The 18,905-nt window shown below is 72.9% G+C and carries 18 protein-coding genes; 13 read left to right on the plus strand and 5 right to left on the minus strand.

Translation table 11 applies throughout. The features are described from left to right. Positions 1 to 2: 2 nt before the first annotated feature. Together ACZ49J_RS40400 and ACZ49J_RS40405 are read right to left on the minus strand one after the other, a co-directional pair. Positions 3 to 686: a response regulator gene (locus tag ACZ49J_RS40400; RefSeq protein WP_467456093.1), complete on the minus strand. Its 684-nt coding sequence runs from the start codon at positions 684 to 686 to the stop codon at positions 3 to 5. Next, entirely contained in the window at positions 683 to 2,335 is a 1,653-nt protein-coding gene (locus ACZ49J_RS40405; protein ID WP_467456155.1) for a sensor histidine kinase, read from the minus strand. Before ACZ49J_RS40405 ends, ACZ49J_RS40400 begins: the two co-directional genes overlap by 4 nt. 293 nt (positions 2,336 to 2,628) lie before the next feature. On the opposite strand from ACZ49J_RS40405, the gene ACZ49J_RS40410 reads away from it, so the two are divergent. The 3 genes from ACZ49J_RS40410 to ACZ49J_RS40420 are packed head-to-tail and all read left to right on the plus strand — an operon-like array spanning position 2,629 to position 5,646. After that, a complete protein-coding gene (locus tag ACZ49J_RS40410; RefSeq protein ID WP_467456157.1) occupies positions 2,629 to 3,612 on the plus strand; it encodes a Bug family tripartite tricarboxylate transporter substrate binding protein in 984 nt (327 codons plus the stop codon). Continuing rightward, on the plus strand, positions 3,609 to 4,148 hold the full coding sequence (locus tag ACZ49J_RS40415) for a tripartite tricarboxylate transporter TctB family protein (RefSeq protein WP_467456094.1): 540 nt from the start codon (positions 3,609 to 3,611) through the stop codon (positions 4,146 to 4,148). Before ACZ49J_RS40410 ends, ACZ49J_RS40415 begins: the two co-directional genes overlap by 4 nt. A 1-nt stretch (position 4,149) precedes the next feature. After that, positions 4,150 to 5,646, plus strand: a complete 1,497-nt coding sequence (locus ACZ49J_RS40420) for a tripartite tricarboxylate transporter permease (RefSeq protein ID WP_467456095.1) — start codon at positions 4,150 to 4,152, stop codon at positions 5,644 to 5,646. Positions 5,647 to 5,661: 15 nt separating this feature from the next. On the opposite strand, the gene ACZ49J_RS40425 is transcribed toward ACZ49J_RS40420, so the two are convergent. After that, positions 5,662 to 6,564, minus strand: coding sequence for a helix-turn-helix domain-containing protein (locus ACZ49J_RS40425; protein ID WP_467456158.1), 903 nt, complete (start codon positions 6,562 to 6,564; stop codon positions 5,662 to 5,664). Positions 6,565 to 6,689: 125 nt separating this feature from the next. Next, positions 6,690 to 7,097 (minus strand): CoA-binding protein, encoded by a 408-nt coding sequence (locus ACZ49J_RS40430; protein ID WP_467456096.1) that lies wholly within the window; start codon positions 7,095 to 7,097, stop codon positions 6,690 to 6,692. A 208-nt stretch (positions 7,098 to 7,305) separates the two neighbouring features. On the opposite strand from ACZ49J_RS40430, the gene ACZ49J_RS40435 reads away from it, so the two are divergent. The 10 genes from ACZ49J_RS40435 (at position 7,306) to ACZ49J_RS40480 (ending at position 17,099) form a co-directional block, all read left to right on the plus strand. After that, complete coding sequence (locus tag ACZ49J_RS40435; RefSeq protein ID WP_467456097.1) at positions 7,306 to 7,791, plus strand: hypothetical protein; 486 nt, start codon at positions 7,306 to 7,308, stop codon at positions 7,789 to 7,791. Between the two features lie 36 nt (positions 7,792 to 7,827). Then, positions 7,828 to 8,958 carry a hypothetical protein gene (locus tag ACZ49J_RS40440; RefSeq protein WP_467456099.1) on the plus strand — a complete coding sequence of 377 codons (1,131 nt, stop codon included), beginning with the start codon at positions 7,828 to 7,830 and terminating at the stop codon, positions 8,956 to 8,958. A gap of 11 nt (positions 8,959 to 8,969) precedes the next feature. After that, complete coding sequence (locus tag ACZ49J_RS40445) at positions 8,970 to 9,257, plus strand: hypothetical protein (protein WP_467456100.1); 288 nt, start codon at positions 8,970 to 8,972, stop codon at positions 9,255 to 9,257. 118 nt (positions 9,258 to 9,375) lie between these two features. Then, the gene (locus ACZ49J_RS40450; protein ID WP_467456102.1) at positions 9,376 to 10,047 is read left to right on the plus strand and encodes a hypothetical protein; all 672 of its coding nucleotides are present in this window, start codon (positions 9,376 to 9,378) and stop codon (positions 10,045 to 10,047) included. Then, positions 10,044 to 10,601 (plus strand): SixA phosphatase family protein, encoded by a 558-nt coding sequence (locus ACZ49J_RS40455; protein ID WP_467456103.1) that lies wholly within the window; start codon positions 10,044 to 10,046, stop codon positions 10,599 to 10,601. Before ACZ49J_RS40450 ends, ACZ49J_RS40455 begins: the two co-directional genes overlap by 4 nt. A gap of 22 nt (positions 10,602 to 10,623) precedes the next feature. After that, a complete protein-coding gene (locus ACZ49J_RS40460) occupies positions 10,624 to 11,250 on the plus strand; it encodes a YigZ family protein (protein WP_467456105.1) in 627 nt (208 codons plus the stop codon). A gap of 135 nt (positions 11,251 to 11,385) precedes the next feature. Beyond that, positions 11,386 to 12,549, plus strand: a complete 1,164-nt coding sequence (locus ACZ49J_RS40465; RefSeq protein WP_467456107.1) for an exonuclease SbcCD subunit D — start codon at positions 11,386 to 11,388, stop codon at positions 12,547 to 12,549. Beyond that, entirely contained in the window at positions 12,546 to 15,545 is a 3,000-nt protein-coding gene (locus tag ACZ49J_RS40470; RefSeq protein ID WP_467456108.1) for an AAA family ATPase, read from the plus strand. The genes ACZ49J_RS40465 and ACZ49J_RS40470 overlap by 4 nt, the downstream gene beginning before the upstream one ends. A gap of 121 nt (positions 15,546 to 15,666) precedes the next feature. Continuing rightward, positions 15,667 to 16,182 (plus strand): immunity 21 family protein, encoded by a 516-nt coding sequence (locus ACZ49J_RS40475; protein WP_467456109.1) that lies wholly within the window; start codon positions 15,667 to 15,669, stop codon positions 16,180 to 16,182. Between the two features lie 71 nt (positions 16,183 to 16,253). Beyond that, positions 16,254 to 17,099, plus strand: coding sequence for an SDR family oxidoreductase (locus ACZ49J_RS40480; RefSeq protein ID WP_467456110.1), 846 nt, complete (start codon positions 16,254 to 16,256; stop codon positions 17,097 to 17,099). A gap of 14 nt (positions 17,100 to 17,113) precedes the next feature. On the opposite strand, the gene ACZ49J_RS40485 is transcribed toward ACZ49J_RS40480, so the two are convergent. Then, entirely contained in the window at positions 17,114 to 18,805 is a 1,692-nt protein-coding gene (locus ACZ49J_RS40485) for a DUF885 domain-containing protein (RefSeq protein WP_467456111.1), read from the minus strand. Between the last annotated feature and the right edge of the window lie 100 nt (positions 18,806 to 18,905).

Raw genomic sequence — 18,905 nt, forward strand, 5'->3', positions numbered from 1 at the left:
TGTCACCCGCGCCAGCTGTACCGCCGCTCCGGGCGGCCGGCCGCGCCGTAGCGCAGGGACACGTCGGCGCTGCCGGCCGAGTGGAAGTACTCCAGGTAGCGGCGGGCGCTGACACGGGAGATGCCCGTGGCGGTCGCGCACTCGGTAGCGGAGAGGGTGCCGTCGGCGGTGCGGAGGGCGCGCTCGATGAGGTCGGCCGTCTCCACGCTGAGGCCCTTGGGCAGGGTGTTGCCGGAGCCGGAAACGAGGGACCCCGCGAGGACGCGGTCCACGTCGGCCTGGCCCCGGACCACCGCGGTGAGCAGCCGGCCGCGCTGCGCGGCGTACCGTTCGAGGCGGACGCGCAGGTCGTCGAACTCGAACGGCTTGAGGAGGTAGTCCACGACGCCGTGCCGGACGGCGCCGCGCACCGCTTCGGCCTCGCGGGCGGCGCTGATGACCATGACGTCGCAGTCGTGCCCGGCGGTGCGCAGCCGGGGGATGACGTCAAGGCCGAAGATGTCCGGCAGGTACAGGTCGAGCAGGACCAGGTCGGGCCGGAGGTCGTCGACCGCGGCGATCGCCTGCTCACCGGTGCCGGCCGTGCCGACCACGCGGAACGGCTCGACACGTTCGACGAAGGTGCGGTGGACCCGGGTCACCATGAAGTCGTCGTCGACGACCAGCACGTCGATGGCGTCGTTCATCGGGGCGCTCCTTCCGCCACCGCGCCGGCGGGGTGGCTCACGGACATGCGGGCGGTGAACATGGCACCGTCGGGAGTGTTGGCCACGGCGATCTCCCCGCCCCGGCGTTCGCAGACGAGCCGTGTGAGGGCCAGGCCGATACCGCGCTCGCCCTCCTCGGCGGCCTTGGTGGTGAAACCGTGGGCGAAGACCTCGTGGGCGAGTTCGGGCGCGATGCCCGGGCCGGAGTCGCGTACGACGATCTCCACACTGGAGGCGTCCTGCCGCAGTTCGACCTCCACCCAGGCCGGCTCCCCCTCGGCTCTCTCGCCGGCGGTGGCCGCGTCGATGGCGTTGTCGACGAGGTTGCCGACCACGGTCGCCACGTCGGCGGCGTCCTCCGGCGGAAGCCTGTCCAGGGCGGTGTCGTCCGAGATGCGCAGGGTGACCTTCCGCTCGGCCGCGAGCGACGTCTTCGCCATCAGCAGGGCGGCGACCGCGGTGTCCCGCACCCGGCGGGTCAGCGTCATGTCGAGGGACTGGCGGCGCTGGTTCAGCGCGCGGATGTAGCGCACCACCTCGTCCTGCTCACCGATCTGGATCAGCCCGGAGATGGTGTGCAGCTGGTTGGCGAACTCGTGGGCCTGGGCGCGCAGCAGTTCCGAGGAGCTGCGGAAGGAGCCGATCTCGCGTTCCAGGCGGGCCAGTTCGGTGCGGTCCCGCAGCGTGGTGACCGAGCCGAGCGAGCGGCCGTCCTTGGTGACCGTCATCCGGTTCATCACGAGCACCCGCCCGTGCCGTATGACGACGGCGTCCCGCGGATCCGCCGACTTCCGGTGGGCGCCGACCAGGACGTCCCGCAGACGCCCGTCGATACCGAGGTCGGACAGGCTCTTGCCCACGCAGTCCTCGGGCAGCTCCAGCAGCCGTCGGCCCATGTCGTTCACCAGGGTGAGCCGGTGCTGCGGGTCCAGCGCGATCACGCCCTCCGCGATGCCGTACAGCATCGCTTCCCGGTGCTCGGCAAGCCCGGCGATCTCGCGCGGTTCCAGGCCCAGGGTCTGCCGCTTGACCCGCCGTGACAGCAGCCAGGAGCCGGCGAGGCCCAGACCGCTGGCGATGCCGAGGTAGGCCAGCAGGTACGAGGACGCCCCGCTGAGCCGCTGCCACACCGTCGGGGACGCCTCGCCGATCATGACGGTGCCGAGGTTCTGCCCCAGGTCGTCCTTCGTCGCGCCGAGCACCGGCACCTGCGCCACCAGTTCGTGGCTGCCGTCCCAGGTGAGCGAGCCGGACCAGCCCCGGCCACCGGAGACTCCCGCACCCAGCGGAAGCCGGTCGCCGACCACGGTGGGGTTCGTCGAGCTGACGATCCGGCCGTCGGCGACGGCAACGGTGACGGAGGTGACCCCGGACTGCACCCGGGTGGACTGCACCAGCGCGGCCAGCGCCTCCCGCGGCCCCGGCTGGGTGAGCTGGCTCCGCACGAGAGGGTTGGCGGCCAGTTGCTCGGCCAGGGCGCCGACCCGGCGGCCCTCGACCCGGTTGAAGGTGGCCTCCGACTGCGCGAGCGAGACAGCGGCGATGGCCAGCAGCACCACCACGACGATGGCGAGCTGGAGCACCAGCATCTGACCCGCGAGGGTATGGCGACGGAACGTGGCGACCACGGTTGACTCAATCTCCACCACTGACACGACCCGGGCGGCTCCTGTGCCGAGTCGCCCCATCATGGCGCCCGCCTGCGGCGGAGGAAAGAGACCAGGAGGGACTGTTCCGGCAGGTACGGTCCCGGTTAGCCTGCCCGCCGGCCGCCGCGCGGGCCGACCACAAAGACCACAACCTCCGTTGGTTCCACAAGAGAGACAGGTGGCCGGCCGACAGGCAGCATGTGACGCACATCACCCTCCCCCCATGGGGTTCCCCACGCCCGCGACGACTTTTCAGACAGGTGGTGGCATTCGTGCGCCTGCGCGCCCCCCTCGCCCTGGCCGGGGCCGCCGTGCTCGTGCTCGTGGGCCCGCCGCTGCTGACCACCGGCAGCGGCGCCGAGACCGGCACACAGATCCCCGGCCTGCGCTTCATGGTCCCCAACACGCCCGGCGGCGGATACGACATCACCGCCCGTACGGCCGCGAAGAACGCCGAGGACGCCGGGCTCACCCACAACATCGAGGTGTTCAACCTGCCCGGCGCAGGTGGAACCGTGGGGCTGAGCCGGCTGGTCAGCGAGCACGGCAACGGCAAGCTCGCCATGTCCATGGGCCTCGGGGTCGTCGGCGCCGTTCGCTCCAACGACGCGCCGAAGACCCTCGCCGACACCACCCCGATCGCCCGGCTCACCGAGGAGCAGGACGTCGTCGTGGTCGCCAAGGACTCGCCGTACAAGACCATCGACGACCTCATCGGCGCCTGGAAGGAGAACCCCGGCAAGCTCCCGGTCGGCGGCGGCTCCTCGCCCGGCGGCCCCGACCACCTCGCCCCGATGCTGATGGCGAGGGCCGCCGGCATCGCGCCGAAGAAGGTCAACTACATCCCCTTCGACGGCGGCGGCGAACTCCTCGCCTCCATCCTCGGCAACAAGGTCGCCTTCGGCGTCTCGGGCGTCGGCGAGTACCTCGACCAGATCAAGGCGGGCGAGCTGCGCCTCCTCGCGGTCACCGGCCCCGAACGCGTCGGCGGCCTCGACGCGCCCACCCTCCAAGAGGCGGGCTACGACGTGGACTTCACCAACTGGCGCGGCATCGTCGCCCCGCCCGGCCTCACCGACGGCGAGCGCGACAAGCTCACCCGGCTGATCGAGGAACTCCACGACTCGCCCGAGTGGCAGAAGTCCATGAAGCAGAACGGCTGGGACGACGCGTTCCTCACCGGCGACAGGTTCGGCGACTTCCTGGACGCCGAGGACAGGCGCGTGGTTTCGGTGCTGAAGGAGCTGGGGCTGTGACGACGCGGACGACCGACACCACCACCGCGCCCACGACGGGGCGCCGTTCCTGGCTGCGCGACCACTCCGAACTCGGCGTCTGCGTCCTGCTGGCGGTCCTCGGCGTGCTCGTCCTCACCGACGCGCTCACCATGGACGTCGAGATCACCCAGCGCGGACCGGTCGGCCCGCGGACCGTGCCCCTCGTGGTCGGTGCCGGGCTCCTGCTCATCGCCGCCCTGCTCGCCGTGGACGTGCTGCGCGGCGGCCACGGCCAGGCCGAGACCGGCGAGGACATCGACCTGTCCGAACCCGCCGACTGGCGCACCGTGGCGCTGCTCGCCGGGGTCTTCCTCGGCGCGGCCGTCCTCATCGACCCCCTCGGCTTCCCCATAGCGGGCGCGCTCCTGTTCTGGGGAGCGGCCTTCGCTCTCGGCAGCCGCCGCTTCGACCGCGACCCGCTGATCGCGGCCGTCCTCTCCGTGGCCACCTACGCCGTCTTCAACAACCTGCTCGGAGTGCCGCTGCCCGGCGGTCCCCTGATGGGAGTGCTGTGACATGGACGCCCTGAGCTCCCTCCTGGACGGCTTCGGCACGGCGCTCACCCCGGTCAACCTGCTGTGGGCGGCCCTCGGTGTGCTGCTCGGCACCGCGATCGGCGTCCTGCCCGGCATCGGCCCCGCCATGGCGGTCGCGCTGCTGCTGCCGGTGACCTACGGGCTGAATCCGGTCGCCGCGTTCATCATGTTCGCGGGCATCTATTACGGCGCGATGTTCGGCGGCTCGACCACGTCCATCCTCCTCAACACCCCCGGCGAGAGCGCGGCCGTGGTCGCGGCCATGGAGGGCAACCCGATGGCCAGGTCGGGGCGCGGCGCACAGGCGCTCGCGGCCGCCGCCATCGGCCACTTCGCCGGCGGCATGGTCGGCACGATCCTGCTGGTCGCGCTCGCCCCCACGGTCGCCGAGCTGGCGGTGGACATCGGCGCGCCCGACTACTTCGCCATCATGGTGCTGGCGTTCATCGCCGTGACGTCCGTGCTCGGCTCCTCCCGTGTCCGGGGACTGGCCTCGCTGCTGATCGGCCTGACCATCGGCCTCGTGGGCCTGGACCAGATGACCGGCCAGCAGCGCCTGACCTTCGGCTCGCTCCAACTCGCCGACGGCATCGACGTGGTGATCGTCGCGGTCGGTCTCTTCGCGATCGGCGAGGCCCTGTGGGTGGCCGCCCACCTGCGGCGCACATCGGGCGAGCCGATCCCGGTGGGCCGCCCGTGGCTCGGGCGCGGCGATGTGAGGCGGACCTGGAAGTCATGGGTGCGCGGCCCGTTCATCGGCTTCCCGTTCGGCGCGATCCCGGCCGGTGGCGCGGAGATCCCCACGTTCCTCTCCTACGTCACGGAGAAGCGCCTGTCCAAGCACAAGGACGAGTGGGGCAAGGGCGCCATCGAGGGCGTGGCGGGACCGGAGTCCGCGGCGTCGGCCTCGGCGGCGGGCACGCTCGTGTCCATGCTGACCCTGGGCCTGCCCACCACGGCGGTCGCGGCCGTCATGCTGGCCGCCTTCCAGCAGTACGGCATCCAGCCGGGCCCGCTCCTCTTCGAGCGCGAACCCGAGCTGGTGTGGGGCCTGATCGCCTCCCTGTTCGTCGGCATGGTGCTGCTGCTCGCGCTCAACCTGCCGCTGGCGCCGCTGTGGGCGAAGCTGCTGCGCATCCCGCGGCCGTACCTGTACGCCGGAATCCTGTTCTTCGCGGCTGTCGGCGCGTACGCGGTCGGCGGCGAGGTGATCGACCTGGTCATCCTGCTGGTCATCGGCCTGATCGGCTTCGGCATGCGGCGCTACGGGCTGCCCGTCCTGCCCGCCGTCATCGGTGTGATCCTCGGCCCCGGCGCCGAGCAGCAGCTGCGGCGCGCCCTGCAGATCAGCGACGGCAGCGTCACCGGACTGGTCAACACGCCCTTCGCGGTGACCGTGTACGCGGTGATCGTGGTGCTGCTGGCCTGGCCCCTGCTGAGGAAGCTGGTGACCCGGAACCGCGTCGCCGGTCCCTGAGGCCCGTGTGGTGCTTCACCCGCCCTCGCGGTGCGCGGCCCGGAAGTCCCCCGGTGTCGTGCCCGCGAGACGGGTGAAGAACTTCCCGAAGTTGGTGGGCTCCTTGAAGCCCAGCCGGCGGCCGATGACGGCCACGGGCTCGTCGGTGTGGGCGAGCAGGCGCTGCGCCTCCAGGGCCACCCGGGTGTCGATGACGTGCTTCGCCGACTGCCCGGTGGCCGCGAGACAGGCCCTGGTCAGGGTCTTGACGGTGTAGCCGAGGCGGCGGGCGTAGTCCTCGGCCCGGCGTGTGGTGGCGTAACCGCGTTCCAGCTCCGCGATGAGGCGGGCGTACACCTCGCTGCCGCCCGCGCCGGACTCCGCCCCCGGGTGCGGCAGCCGGTCGATCTGCAGCAGCGCGGCCGCCAGCAGGAACCGCAGGATCTCGGCGGAGACCGTGCCGGCCGGGTGGGAGTACTCGGCGGTCAGCTGGGCCAGCAGCGAGGAGATCGCGGCGTACTCGCGGCCCGCTCCGAGTTGCCGGCACGTCGGCCCGTGCCAGCTGGTGAGCAGGCGGTCGGCGCCCGTGAAGCGGGGCGGGAAGGCGGGGGTGAAGAGCAGGTGGACGCCGTTCACCGCGCCGACGGGGCCGAAGCGCTGCACCTGGCCCGGCCGCACCCACAGCAGCGTGCCGGGCCGGCAGGGATGGGCCACGAAGTCGACGACGTGCTCGCCGCTGCCCTCGGTGATCAGGGTCAGCGTGTGGAAATCCACCCGGTGGAAGCGCTCCAGCACACCCTCGCCCGCCCGGCGGCGCAGCGTGGCCAGTTCCACTATCTCGAAGCCGGTGACGGGCGCCTCCGGCGGGGCGAAGCCGAACCCGGGGATCGGCCCGTCGTGTCCGAGGCCGGTGTCGGCGGGCTCGCGCACGATCTCCATGGGCACCTCGATGATGTCCGCGTTGACCGTCACAGGCTACGCCGACGACACCGTGGGCCACGCCCGGGGGCCCGGGCGCGGGGCTCAACTCCCGTACCGGGCAATCAGACCAGGCGAACCGGGTGTCAGCCCAGCCGCGGGATCTCGATGGCGGGGCAGCGGTCCATGACCATCTCCAGGCCGGCCGCGCGGGTGCGCTCGTACGCGGCTTCGTCGATGACGCCCAGCTGGAACCAGACGGCCCGGGCGCCCTTGGCGACCGCTTCGTCGGCGACGGGGCCCGCGAGTTCGCTGTTGACGAACACGTCGACGACGTCGACGTCGAAGGGGATCGCCTCCAGGGAGGGGTAACCCCGCTCCCCGTGGACCGTCTCCGCCTTCGGGTGCACAGGCACGACGCGCTTGCCGAATCGCTGGAGGACGTCGGCGACGCCGTAGGCCGCACGCCGTTGGTTCGTCGACAGGCCCACGATCGCCCAGGTGTCGCCGAGTTCGGTGAGGATCTTGCGGACTGTCGCCGGGTCGCCGTACACGCTCGGCCTCCTTGGTTTCGTGCAAGGGCTGCTGTTCCTGCGACAACAGTGGACCGAGCGTGGTGATTCCTCCAGGTGGTCGCAGGGGGTGCTGTCGCGTGGGTGCTGCCGGGCACCCACCCGCGCCCGTGGATTGTCCTGTACATTTTCAGATGGACTGTCGTCGCGCTCCACGGGGGAAGCGCGCACGGGCAGCCGAGGAGGCAGCATGAGCGAGCCCGTTGATCCGAGGGCGGCGTACGCGATGACCGCGGAGCCTTCGCCGGGCCCCACCACCGGTCCCACTCCCGGCCCGACCCCGAGCCCGTCGCCGCCCGGACAGGGGACGGACGACAGGGACCCGGGCCCTGAACCATCGCCCTCGCCGAACCCCAGCCCCACCCCTCCGGCGCCGTGGGGCACCGATCCGGACGTCGGCGTCACCTCGTCGTTCCTGCGCAGGCGGGCCGATCACTGCGAGACGGCGTCCGAGATCATCCGCAAGACGCTGGGCGTGGCCGAGGACGCGAGCACGGGTCTGGCCCGAGCGGCCGACGGCTGGGAGTTCGTCAGCAGTCTCGACGAGCTCCAGGGACGCTGGGAGGCGCTGAACAAGTTCGTCGTGCAGCGGCTCGACCAGGCGGCGGACAACTTCCGCCTCAGCGCGGACGCGTACGACGCCAACGAGGTCCGCACCGCCTCCCAGTTCTCCTGAGGACCGATCCACCGCACCGGCACACGGGGACAGGACATGCCCGGCTTCACCGCACTGCTGCGACTCGACGTCGCGGGACTGGAGACCTTCGCCGACGAGTGGGTGACAGTCCACCGGAAGCTCAAGGAGGCCCGGACGGGGTTCCACGACGACGTGGTGAAACCCCTCCATGACGATCACTGGCGCGGCAAGGGCGGCCGCGCCGCGCAGGACTACTGCGACCGGGTCCAGATGGACATCGACGCGCTGGACAAGGAGGTCAGAGCGCTGCGGAAGTTCCTGGACACGGAGGCCGACGGCGCCACCGGCCGCGGCGGCGTGAAGGGCCTCGCGGGGCTGAAGCTGCGCGCGGAGAACCTCCAGCGCGAGGCACTGGGCGAAGGAATGACGATCACCGATTCCGGCTCGGTCGAGTGGTCGGTGATGTACGACCTGAACGACCCGGACTCCGCGAAGATGCTCGACGAGCGCAGGGCGACCGCCAACTCCCTCGAGGTGCGCGTGCGGAAGCTGCTCGACGACGCCGCCGAGGACGACGACTGGCTGACGAAGAGCCTCAAGGTGATCTTCGGCACGGTCGGCAACTTCGAGTCCGAGAACCGGAAGTTCAACATCGTGGAGCCCACCGCCAAGGACCGCCAGGTCCACAACCAGCTCAACAACGTCGCCGCCTACTTCGCCACCGTGAAGGGCTGGCCGACGGCCGCCGGCCTGGTCCAGCACTATCTGGACGGCAGCGGGAAGCCCGTCGAGGTCGAACCGCAGCAGATGATGGACGAGATCCCCGCCTTCCGGAAGGACGTCGACGGCACCCTGGAGAACGACGTCCGCACACGCGGGGACGGGCCGTTCACCACCGAGTGGTCGTCCACCGCGCCCGATCCCGCGGACGGTGACCGCAGTATGGAGTGGTACTACGCGCTCAACCACTTCCAGTACCGTCTCGTCGGGGAGAAGGAGGGCGGCGAGATCACCTACCACGTCGAGGTCAGGAAGCGTTACGACTGGGGCATCCCCAGTGAGCACCGCGCCACGGTGTCCGGCGGCGGGCCGGGGCCGTTCGGCATGGACCTGGAGCAGGCCGACATCGCCCACCTCCACAGCTCCGGAATGGCCCAGGACTTCGACGTGTCCGGCTCCTCCGACCAGATGACGGCCCGCTCGTGAAGGGCCGGCACATGGCGACCGGAGGCCCGCGGCCGAAGCCGTCCGCGACCACCCCTGCGGCGCACCCGGACGACGTGCGCGACGGGGACGGCGGGGACGGGCCCCGTACTCCGGAGGACGCCGCGGGGCACGGCGGCGTGCTGAAGAAGCTGGCCCTGTGGGCCGGACTCGCCCTCTGCCTCGCCTTCATCGCCTGGGTGGCCTGGGGACTCCTCCAGTTCGACCACGACATCGACCATCCCCGCGAAGGCGGCTTCTCCGGCTGGCAGTGCGACGCCGGCCGCGACTGCGGTTCCTGACGACGCCCCCATCGCGTGAGGGACGCCTGGCCGACCGGGTGCCTCCGGAGCCTCCGCGTGCGGGCTCCCGCGGGGCCTCCGGGTGCCCCGGGGCGCCCTTCAGGCCTACGCTCACCCCGTGCTGCGCATCACCGACGCCCGCACCGGCGCACTCACCGAGGTCCGCCGGACCCTCACCCGTGTCCAGGTCCACGTGACCGGGGCCGACGCCTCGGCCCTGCGTGTGCTGCTGGTCGCCGACGTGCTCGCCCGGGTCCTGGAACTGAACCGTGTCCCCGCACTCACGATCGCCGACCCACCACCTGACCTGCGGCAGCGAGCCGACGCCCTCGGTATCCGCCCGGCCGGGACCACCGCCCCCGCCACCGGCCGCACCGTGCACGTGGCGGGACCGGACACCCCCGTGCCGGAGGACGGCATCCACGTCCAGGTCGCCCCGGTGGCGGGCACGGCGGACGACGCCGTCCTGCGCCTCGCCCTGCTGTCGGTCCCCCGGACCGTGCCCGCCGACCCCGGCGCCACCGCCGACGAGGCCCGTACGACCCTCACGCGCTGGCGCAAGGCCGTCGCCACCTGGGCCACCCGCCCGTCGCGCCCCGTCCCCGAGGCCGTACGTCAGGACCTGCGCACCGCATGGGAGGACGACCTGGACGTACCCGCCGTCCTCGACGTCCTGCGGCGCGTCGAGCAGGACGCGGACCTGCCCGACGGCGCCCGCTTCGAGACGTACGCCTACGCCGACCGCCTCCTCGGCCTCGACCTCACCCGCGACATCGGAGCCGCGCCATGACCGACACGACCGGACCGCACACCGGAGGGGGCACACCCCGCAGACTCGTCGTCCTGCGGCACGCCAAGTCCGCCTGGCCCGTGGGCGTGCCCGACCACGACCGCCCCCTCGGGCCGCGCGGCCACCGCGACGCCCCCGCCGCCGGGCGCGCCCTCGCCGCGGCGGACTGCCTGCCCGACCTGGCCCTGTGCTCCACCGCCCTGCGCGCCCGCGAGACCTGGGAGCTCGCCGCGGCGCAGTGGGCAGCCCCACCGCCCGTACGACACGAGCCGCGGCTGTACGCGGCCGACGTACGGGACCTGCTGGAGGTCGTGCGCGAAGCACCCGACGAGGTGGGGACGCTGCTGCTCATCGGGCACAACCCGGGCCTGGAGGAACTCGTCCTCGAACTGGCCGGCGAGGGCCTCGACGACGCGCTGAACGCCGTCCACACCAAGTTCCCGACCTCCGCCATCGCGGTCCTCGACTGGCACGGCCACTCCTGGAAGGACCTCGCGCCCCGCGCGGCACTGCTGACGGCGATGACCGTGCCGAGGGGACACAAGGCACCCTGACGCGTGCGCATAGGCTGGCCGGATGCAGGACGAGTACCGCACCGTCGCCCGCGCGGGCGTGCACGAGACCGGAGTCAACCGCTCCCGCTTCCTGTGCGCGCTCGGCCCGGCCGCCACCGAGCAGGAGGCCCAGGACTTCGTCGCGCGCGTCCGCAAGGAGCACGCCGACGCCACGCACAACTGCTACGCGTACGTCATCGGCGCGGACGCGGCCGTCCAGAAGGCGAGTGACGACGGGGAACCCGGCGGCACCGCGGGCGTCCCCATGCTCCAGATGCTGCTGCGGCGGGACATGCGGTACGTCGTCGCCGTCGTCACCCGCTACTACGGTGGCGTCAAACTGGGCGCGGGCGGACTCATCAGGGCCTACGGGGGCGCGGTGGGCGAGGCCCTGGACACCGTCGGGACCATCACCCGCAGACGGTTCCGCCTGGCTACCGTCACCGTGGACCACCAGCGCGCCGGCAAGGTGCAGAACGATCTGCGGGCGACCGGGCGCGAGGTACGGGACGTGCGCTACGGAGAGGCCGTCACCATCGAGATCGGTCTGCCCGACGCCGACGTAGATTCCTTCCGAGCGTGGCTCGCCGACGCCACGGCGGGCACGGCGGCGTTCGAGCTCGGGGGAGAGGCGTACGGGGACGGTTGACGCGCCGTCAGCGAGATGACCAGGACCAGGACCAGGACAGACCGTTCACCGCCGCCTCACCGGGACGGCCACAGAAGAGGGCGATACGGGAGTAGCCGCCCGTGGTGTCCGACCCGGTCGTTAGTCTCGGGGATCATGAGGCTGCTGCACACATCCGACTGGCATCTCGGCCGATCGTTCCACCGAGTGAACATGCTCGGTGCCCAGGCCGAGTTCATCGGCCACCTCGTCACGACCGTCCGTGAGCACGAGGTGGACGCGGTGGTGGTGTCGGGGGACGTGTACGACCGGGCGGTGCCGCCGCTGGCCGCGGTCGAGTTGTTCGACGACGCCCTGCACCGGCTGGCCGGACTGGGCGTGCCCACCGTGATGATCTCCGGGAACCACGACTCGGCACGCCGGCTGGGTGTCGGCGCCGGACTCATCGGTCGCGCCGGCATCCACCTGCGGACCGACGCCTCGGCGTGCGGCACGCCCGTGGTGCTCGCCGACCCCCACGGCGACGTGGCGTTCTACGGGCTGCCGTATCTGGAGCCGGCGCTGGTGAAGGACGAGTTCGGGGTCGACAAGGCGGGCCACGAGGCCGTGCTCGCCGCCGCCATGGACCGGGTCCGCGCCGATCTCGCCACCCGTGCGCCGGGCACGCGTTCCGTGGTCCTCGCCCACGCCTTCGTCACCGGCGGCGAGGCCAGCGACAGCGAACGCGACATCTCCGTGGGCGGAGTCGCCTCGGTGCCCGCCGGGGTCTTCGACGGCGTGGACTACGTGGCACTGGGCCACCTGCACGGCAGCCAGGTCATCAGCGAGCGCGTGCGGTACTCGGGCTCCCCGCTGGCGTACTCGTTCTCGGAGACCGACCACCGCAAGAGCATGTGGCTCGTCGACCTGGGCGCCGACGGCTCGGTCCGGGCCGAGCGGATCGACTGCCCGGTGCCGCGCCCGCTCGCCCGGATCCGGGGAGAGCTGCAGGACCTGCTCGCCGACCCTCAGCTCGCGCGGTACGAGGACGCGTGGATCGAGGCCACCCTCACCGACCCCGTACGTCCCTCGGACCCCATGGCGCGGCTCAGCGAGCGGTTCCCGCACACACTCAGCCTCGTCTTCGCCCCCGAGCGGTCCCCCGAGGACCCGGGCGTCTCCTACGCGAGCCGTCTCGCCGGACGCGGCGACCGGCAGATCGCGGAGGACTTCGTGGCCCATGTGCGCGGCGCCGGACCCGACGAGCACGAACAGGCCGTGCTGCAGGACGCGTTCGACGCGGTGCGTGCCGACGAGGCCGTGCGGGAGGTCGCCCGGTGAGGCTGCACCAGCTGGACATCACGGCCTTCGGGCCCTTCGGCGGCACGCAGAGGGTCGACTTCGACGACCTGTCCGCCGCCGGGCTCTTCCTGCTGCACGGCCCCACCGGCGCGGGCAAGACCTCCGTCCTCGACGCCGTCTGCTACGCCCTGTACGGCTCGGTCCCGGGCGCCCGGCAGAGCGGCCAGGGCCTGACCCTGCGCAGCGACCACGCGGCACCCGCCACCCGCACCGAGGTCCGGCTCGAACTCACCGTCGCCGGACGCCGATTGGAGATCACCCGCCAGCCGCCCTGGGAGCGCCCCAAGAAGCGCGGCACGGGCACGACCCTCGACAAGGCACAGACCTGGCTGCGCGAGTACGACGCGGGGGCGGGCACCTGGAAGGACCTCAGCCGCTCCCACCAGGAGATCGGCGAGGAGATCACCCAGCTCCTGGGCATGAGCCGCGAGCAGTTCTGCCAGGTCGTGCTGCTGCCGCAGGGGGACTTCGCGCGCTTCCTGCGGGCCGGCGCCGTGGAGCGGGGCGAACTGCTCGGGCGCCTCTTCGACACGCACCGCTTCGCCGAGGTCGAGAAGCGCCTCGCCGAGCGCAGGCGCGCCACGGAGGCCGAAGTCCGTGCGGGCGACGCAGAGTTGCTCGCCGACGCGCACCGGATGCAGCAGGCCGCGGGGGACGCGGCACCGCTGCCCGAGCTGAACCCCGGCGATCCCGGGCTCGCCGAGGAGGTCCTGGGCTGGGCGGCTGTCGCCCGCAGCACCGCGCGCGAGCGGCTCACCATCGCGCACTGCGCGCGGGCCGCCGCCGAGGAGGCACGGGCCGCCGCCGAGCGCACCCTCGACGAGGTGCGTGAACGGGCGCGGCTGCAGCGGCGGTTCGCCGAGGCCAGGCAGCGGGCCGCCCTCCTGGAGGACGGGGCGAACGCCCACCGGGAGGCACGGGCGCGGATGGAGCGCGCCCGCAAGGCCGAGGCCGTCGCGTCCGCGCTGGACCTGCGGGACGCGGCCGGGACCGAGCACCGCCGTGCGGCGGCGGACGAGACACGCGCGCGTGCCCTGCTCCCACGGGAGTACGCCGACGCCGGAGCGGCCGGGCTCGCCGCGGCCGCGCGCGACGCCGCCGAGGAACTGGGCGGCCTCGAGTCGGCCCGGCGCGCCGAGCAGCGGCTGGCCTCTCTCGTCGCCGAGCGCGCCGATCTGGACCGCCAGGAGCGAGCCGACGAGGACGCGCTGCACGAGGCCGAGAGCTGGCTCTCCGGCTGGGACACGGCCCGCGCCGGCCTGCAGAGTCGTATCGACTCCGCGCGGGAGGCCGCCACCAGGGCCGAACAACTCGACGTGCAGCGCGCCCCCGCGCGAGGGCGGCTGGACGCCGCCCGGCTGCGCGACCAGCTGGCCGGCGACACGGACGAGGCCCACCGGCGCGCACTCGCCTCCCGCGAACGGGCCGCGGACGCCCGCACCCACTGGCTCGACCTCAAGGAACAGCGCCTGCGGGGCATCGCCGCCGAGCTCGCCGTCCATCTCACGGACGGCGAGCCGTGCGCCGTCTGCGGCGCCACCGAACACCCCGAGCCCGCCCGCAAGGTGGCCGGCCACGTCGACCGCGAGGCCGAGGAGCAGGCCCTGGCGGCCTACCAACGGGCCGACGACGAGCGCGCCGAGGACGAACGGCGCCTCGGGGTCGTACGCGAGGCGCTGGCCGCCGCCACCGCCGAGGCCGGAGACACGCCCACCGAGCAACTCGTCCAGCGGTCGGCGGAGTTGGAGGAGGCGTACGCGGAGGCCCGGCGAGCCGCCTCCGGGCTGCACGCCGCGCAGGAGGAACTGCGCAGGGCCGAGCACGAGCGGGAGCTGCGACTGGCCGCCGGGCAGGAGGCGGCGGTCAGGTCCGCGTCCAGGAGCGCCCGCCGGGACACACTGGACCGCGAGAAGGCCTCCCTGGAAGCCGAGCTGGCCCAGGCCCGCGGCACCGCCGGCTCCGTGGCCGCGCGCACCGCGCAACTTCAGCGGCGGGCGGCCCTGCTCACCGACGCGGCCGAGGCGGCACGCACGGCGGAAGAGTCGGCCCGGCGGCTCAAGGACGCCGACGCCCGGCTCGCCGACGCCGCCTTCCGTGCCGGGTTCGACACCCCGCAGGCCGCGGCGGCCGCCCTCCTCGACGACGCGGCCCACCGCGAGCTGCAACGGCAACTCGACGCCTGGCAGTCGGAGGAGGCCGCCGTGCGCGCCGTCCTCGCGGAGGCCGACACCGCCGCGGCCGCCCAGCAACCGCCCGCCGACCTCCACACGGCCGAGCGGGACGCCGAAGCCGCCGTGCGGCGACTCCAGGACGCCGTCTCCGCCTGGGACGCGGCCGAGCGCCGCTGCGCCGAACTCGACCGGCTGACCACCCGCGTCGCCGCCTCCGTCCGGCGTCTCGAGCCCCTGCGCGAGGAGTACGACCGCGTGGCCCGCATGGCCGGCCTCACGGCGGGCACCTCGGCGGACAACGAGCGCAGGATGCGCCTGGAGGCGTACGTGCTCGCCGCCCGCCTGGAACAGGTGGCCGCGGCCGCGACCGTACGGCTGAGCCGCATGTCCGCCGGGCGCTACACCCTCGTCCACTCCGACGACCGCGCCGGACGCGGCCGCAGCGGACTCGGACTGCACGTCGTGGACGCCTGGACGGGCCGGGAGCGGGACACCGCGACGCTCTCCGGGGGCGAGACGTTCTTCGCGTCGCTCGCGCTGGCCCTCGGCCTCGCGGACGTCGTCACCGACGAGGCGGGCGGCGTACGCCTCGACACGCTCTTCATCGACGAGGGGTTCGGCAGCCTCGACGACCAGACCCTCGACGAGGTCCTCGACGTCCTCGACTCCCTCCGGGAGCGGGACCGCAGCGTGGGCATCGTCAGCCACGTCGCGGACCTCCGGCGGCGCGTCCACGCGCAGCTGGAGATCGTGAAGGGCAGGTCGGGGTCGGTCGTACGGCAGCGGGGTTCCACGATCCGCTGACCGCCGGTGGGTGCCAGGACCGCGGCCGCGGAAGACGCGGATGTGGACGCAGATGAAGAGGACATGGAAGATGCAGGGGACATTGATCTTCGTCCGGCGCCCCCCGTGTAGCTTCTGTCGCATGGCTCGATACGCGGATCCAGGTGTGACGGAGTGGGTGGAGTCGGGCGGGGGACCGCTCATCGCGGTACCGGAAGCGGTGCTGCCGTTCTGGACGGGAGCGGACGGCGACGACCTGTCGTCCGACTACGACCGGGCCTGCGACATCAACGGCTCCATCGGGTTGCTTCCCGTCGGTGACACCCGCGCGCTCGTCCTGGGCGACGAACCCGCCTCCACGGCCTTCCTCCCCGGCCACGGCACCTTCGTCCGCTGGTACGCGGCGAACTCCGAGGACGAACTCCTCGCGCAGGTCCCCACGGCCCTCGAGACCGCCCTGTGGGAGCCCGAGGTGGAGTGGTCGGTGCCGGGCCCGGTGGTCGTCTTCGACGCCGCCTGGCCGGGAGACGGTACGCAGCGCACGGACCACCTGCGCGTCGAACTGGAGCCGGGACGCTACGGGGTCCGCGCCGCGTACGTTTCGGCAGGGCCGGAGACCTGGCTGGGGCTCGTCCGCCTGCGACGCATCGCCTCCTGACACGCGCGCACCGTGCGGGCCGTACGAAATTGGCGTGCGCCCCACGCACCGACCCCCCACCATGGTCGACGATGCCTCGATTCCCGCACCCCACACCGGAAGAACTGCGTCGCGACCCGCTGCCCCTGCGCGGTCGCACGGCCCTCGTGACCGGAGCGAGCAGACGTGGCGGCATCGGCTACGCCGTGGCCCGCCGTCTCGCCGCGTACGGGGCGAGCGTGTACCTGCACCACCACGTTCCCCACGACGCCGCCATGCCCTGGGGCGCCGACCGCCCCGAGGAGGTGGCCGCGGGCGTGCGCGCGGCACTCGGCGACCCGGACGCGTCCGTGGCCGACGGGCCGGGCGACCTGTCCGACCCGGCCGTGCCCGCCGAACTGATCGAACGGGCCGCGGGCGCGCTCGGCGGCCGCCTCGACATCCTCGTCGCCAACCACGCCCTCTCCGGCCATGACGGCACCCTCGACACCATCGACACGGCGATGCTCGACGCCCACTGGGCGGTCGACACCCGCTCGGTGCTCCTGCTCGTCCAGGCCTACGCGAGGCTCCGGGCCTCCCTCCCGCCCCGTACCCCGGGCGGGCGCGTCATGATGATGACCTCCGGGCAGGACATCGCGAACGGCATGCCGGGCGAGATCGCGTACGCCCTCCAGAAGGGCGCCCTCGCCTCGATCACCCGCTCCCTGTCGACCACCCTCGCCGACCTCGCCGTCACCGTGAACACCGTCAACCCCGGCCCCGTGGACACGGACTACATGACCGGCGACGACTACGCGGCCGTCGCCGCGATGTTCCCGGCGGGCCGCTGGGGCATGCCCGACGACCCCGCCCGCCTCATCTCCTGGCTCGCCACGGACGAGGCGGCGTGGGTCACCGGGCAGGTCATCGACTCGGAGGGCGGGTTCCGCCGGTGAGAGGGCTCACCGGGTCACAGTCGTGACAGCTCGTCCACCAGGTCGTCCAGTCCCAGGGCTCCCTGGGACAGGGCGGCCATGTGCCAGGCCTTGAGGTCGAAGGCGTCGCCGTGGCGCCGGCTCGCGTTCTCGCGGCCCAGCAGCCAGGCGCGCTCGCCGAGCTTGTAGCCGATGGCCTGGCCCGGGATGGTCAGGTAGCGGGTCATCTCGCTCGCCACGTAGTCCGCCGGACGGCTGCAGTGGGCGCCGTAGAACTCCTCGGCCAGCTCGGGCGTCCAGCGCTCGCCCGGGTGGAAGGGGGAGTCGGCCGGGATCTCCAGCTCCGCGTGCATGCCGATGTCGACGATGACACGGAGCGCCCGCATCATCTGCGCGTCCAGGTAGCCGAGCCGCTCCTCCGGGTCCGTCAGGAAGCCCAGCTCGTCCATGAGCCGCTCCGCGTACAGGGCCCAGCCCTCCATGTTGGCGCTGACACCGCCGACGGTCGCCTGGTAGCGGGACAGGTCGTCCTTGACGTGCACCCACTGCGCGAGCTGGAGGTGGTGGCCGGGGACACCCTCGTGGTACCAGGTCGACACCAGGTCGTACACCGGGAAGCGGGTCAGCCCCATGGTGGGCAGCCAGGTGCGGCCCGGGCGTGAGAAGTCCTCGGACGGGGGCGTGTAGTACGGGGCCGCGGCGCCGCCGGGCGGGGCGATGCGGGACTCCACCTTCCGTACCCGCTCGGCGAGATCGAAGTGCGTGCCGTCCAGTTCCTCGATCGCCCGGTCCATCAGGCCCTGCAGCCAGTCGCGGACCTCGTCGACGCCCTCGATGTGCCTGCCGTGCTCGTCGAGGTGCGCGAGCGCCACCCAGGGCGTCTCGGCTCCCGGGAGGATCTTCTCCGCCTCCCGCTTCATCTCGGCGAGCAGGCGGTGGAACTCCGACCAGCCGTACGCGTACGCCTCGTCCAGGTCCAGGTCCGTGCCGTTGAAGTAGCGCGACCAGCGCGCGTACCGCTCGCGGCCCACCACGTTGGGCGCGCCCTCGACGGTGGGCGCGTACACGTCGCGCATCCAGTCCCGCAGCTCGACGACGGACGCGGTCGCCGCGCGGGCCGCCTCGTCGAGCTCGCCGCGCAGGGACCCGGGGCCCGACGACGCGAAGTCGTCGAACCAGCCGTGGCCCGAACCGTCCGTGTCCGCCCACTCGGTGAGCTGCTCGACGAACGTCGCGGTGGGGCGGGGAGCCGCGTACAGCTTGCGCTCCAGGCCGAGGGAAAGGGACTCACGGTAGCCCGCCAGCGCGGCCGGCACCGCGCGCAGCCGCTCGGCGATCGCCGCCCAGTCCTCGTCGGTGTCGGCGGGTGTCACGGTGAAGATCTCCCGCACGTGGTGCGCCGGCGTCGACATGTTGCCGACCGCGCGCAGGCCCTCCTCGGCGTCGTGCACGGCCAGTTGCGCGGTGAGCCGCTCACGCAGCAGGCGCGCGCAGCGGCGCTCGATGTCACTGTCCGCGCCCGGCTGCCGCTCCGCCTCGTCGAGCCGGGCGAGCGTCGCCCGCATCAGCTCCGCCTCGGCCTCCTGGCCTGCGGGCGAGGTGTCGGGCAGCCTGCTCGAACTCTCCTTCACACCGAGGTACGTACCGGTCACCGGGTCGAGGGCGATGAGCTCGTCGACGTAGGCGTCGGCGACCTCACGGGGCAGCGGGCTCTTGGTGTCAGACATACGGGCAATCTTGGTATGGCGCCGGGGCCGTAGTCAGCTCGATGAAGCAGGCACGTGACGTGCGGCGGCCGGATACCGCCCAAGCCGGCGAGGCGGGCGC

The organism is Streptomyces sp. NPDC030840 (genome assembly GCF_055572015.1).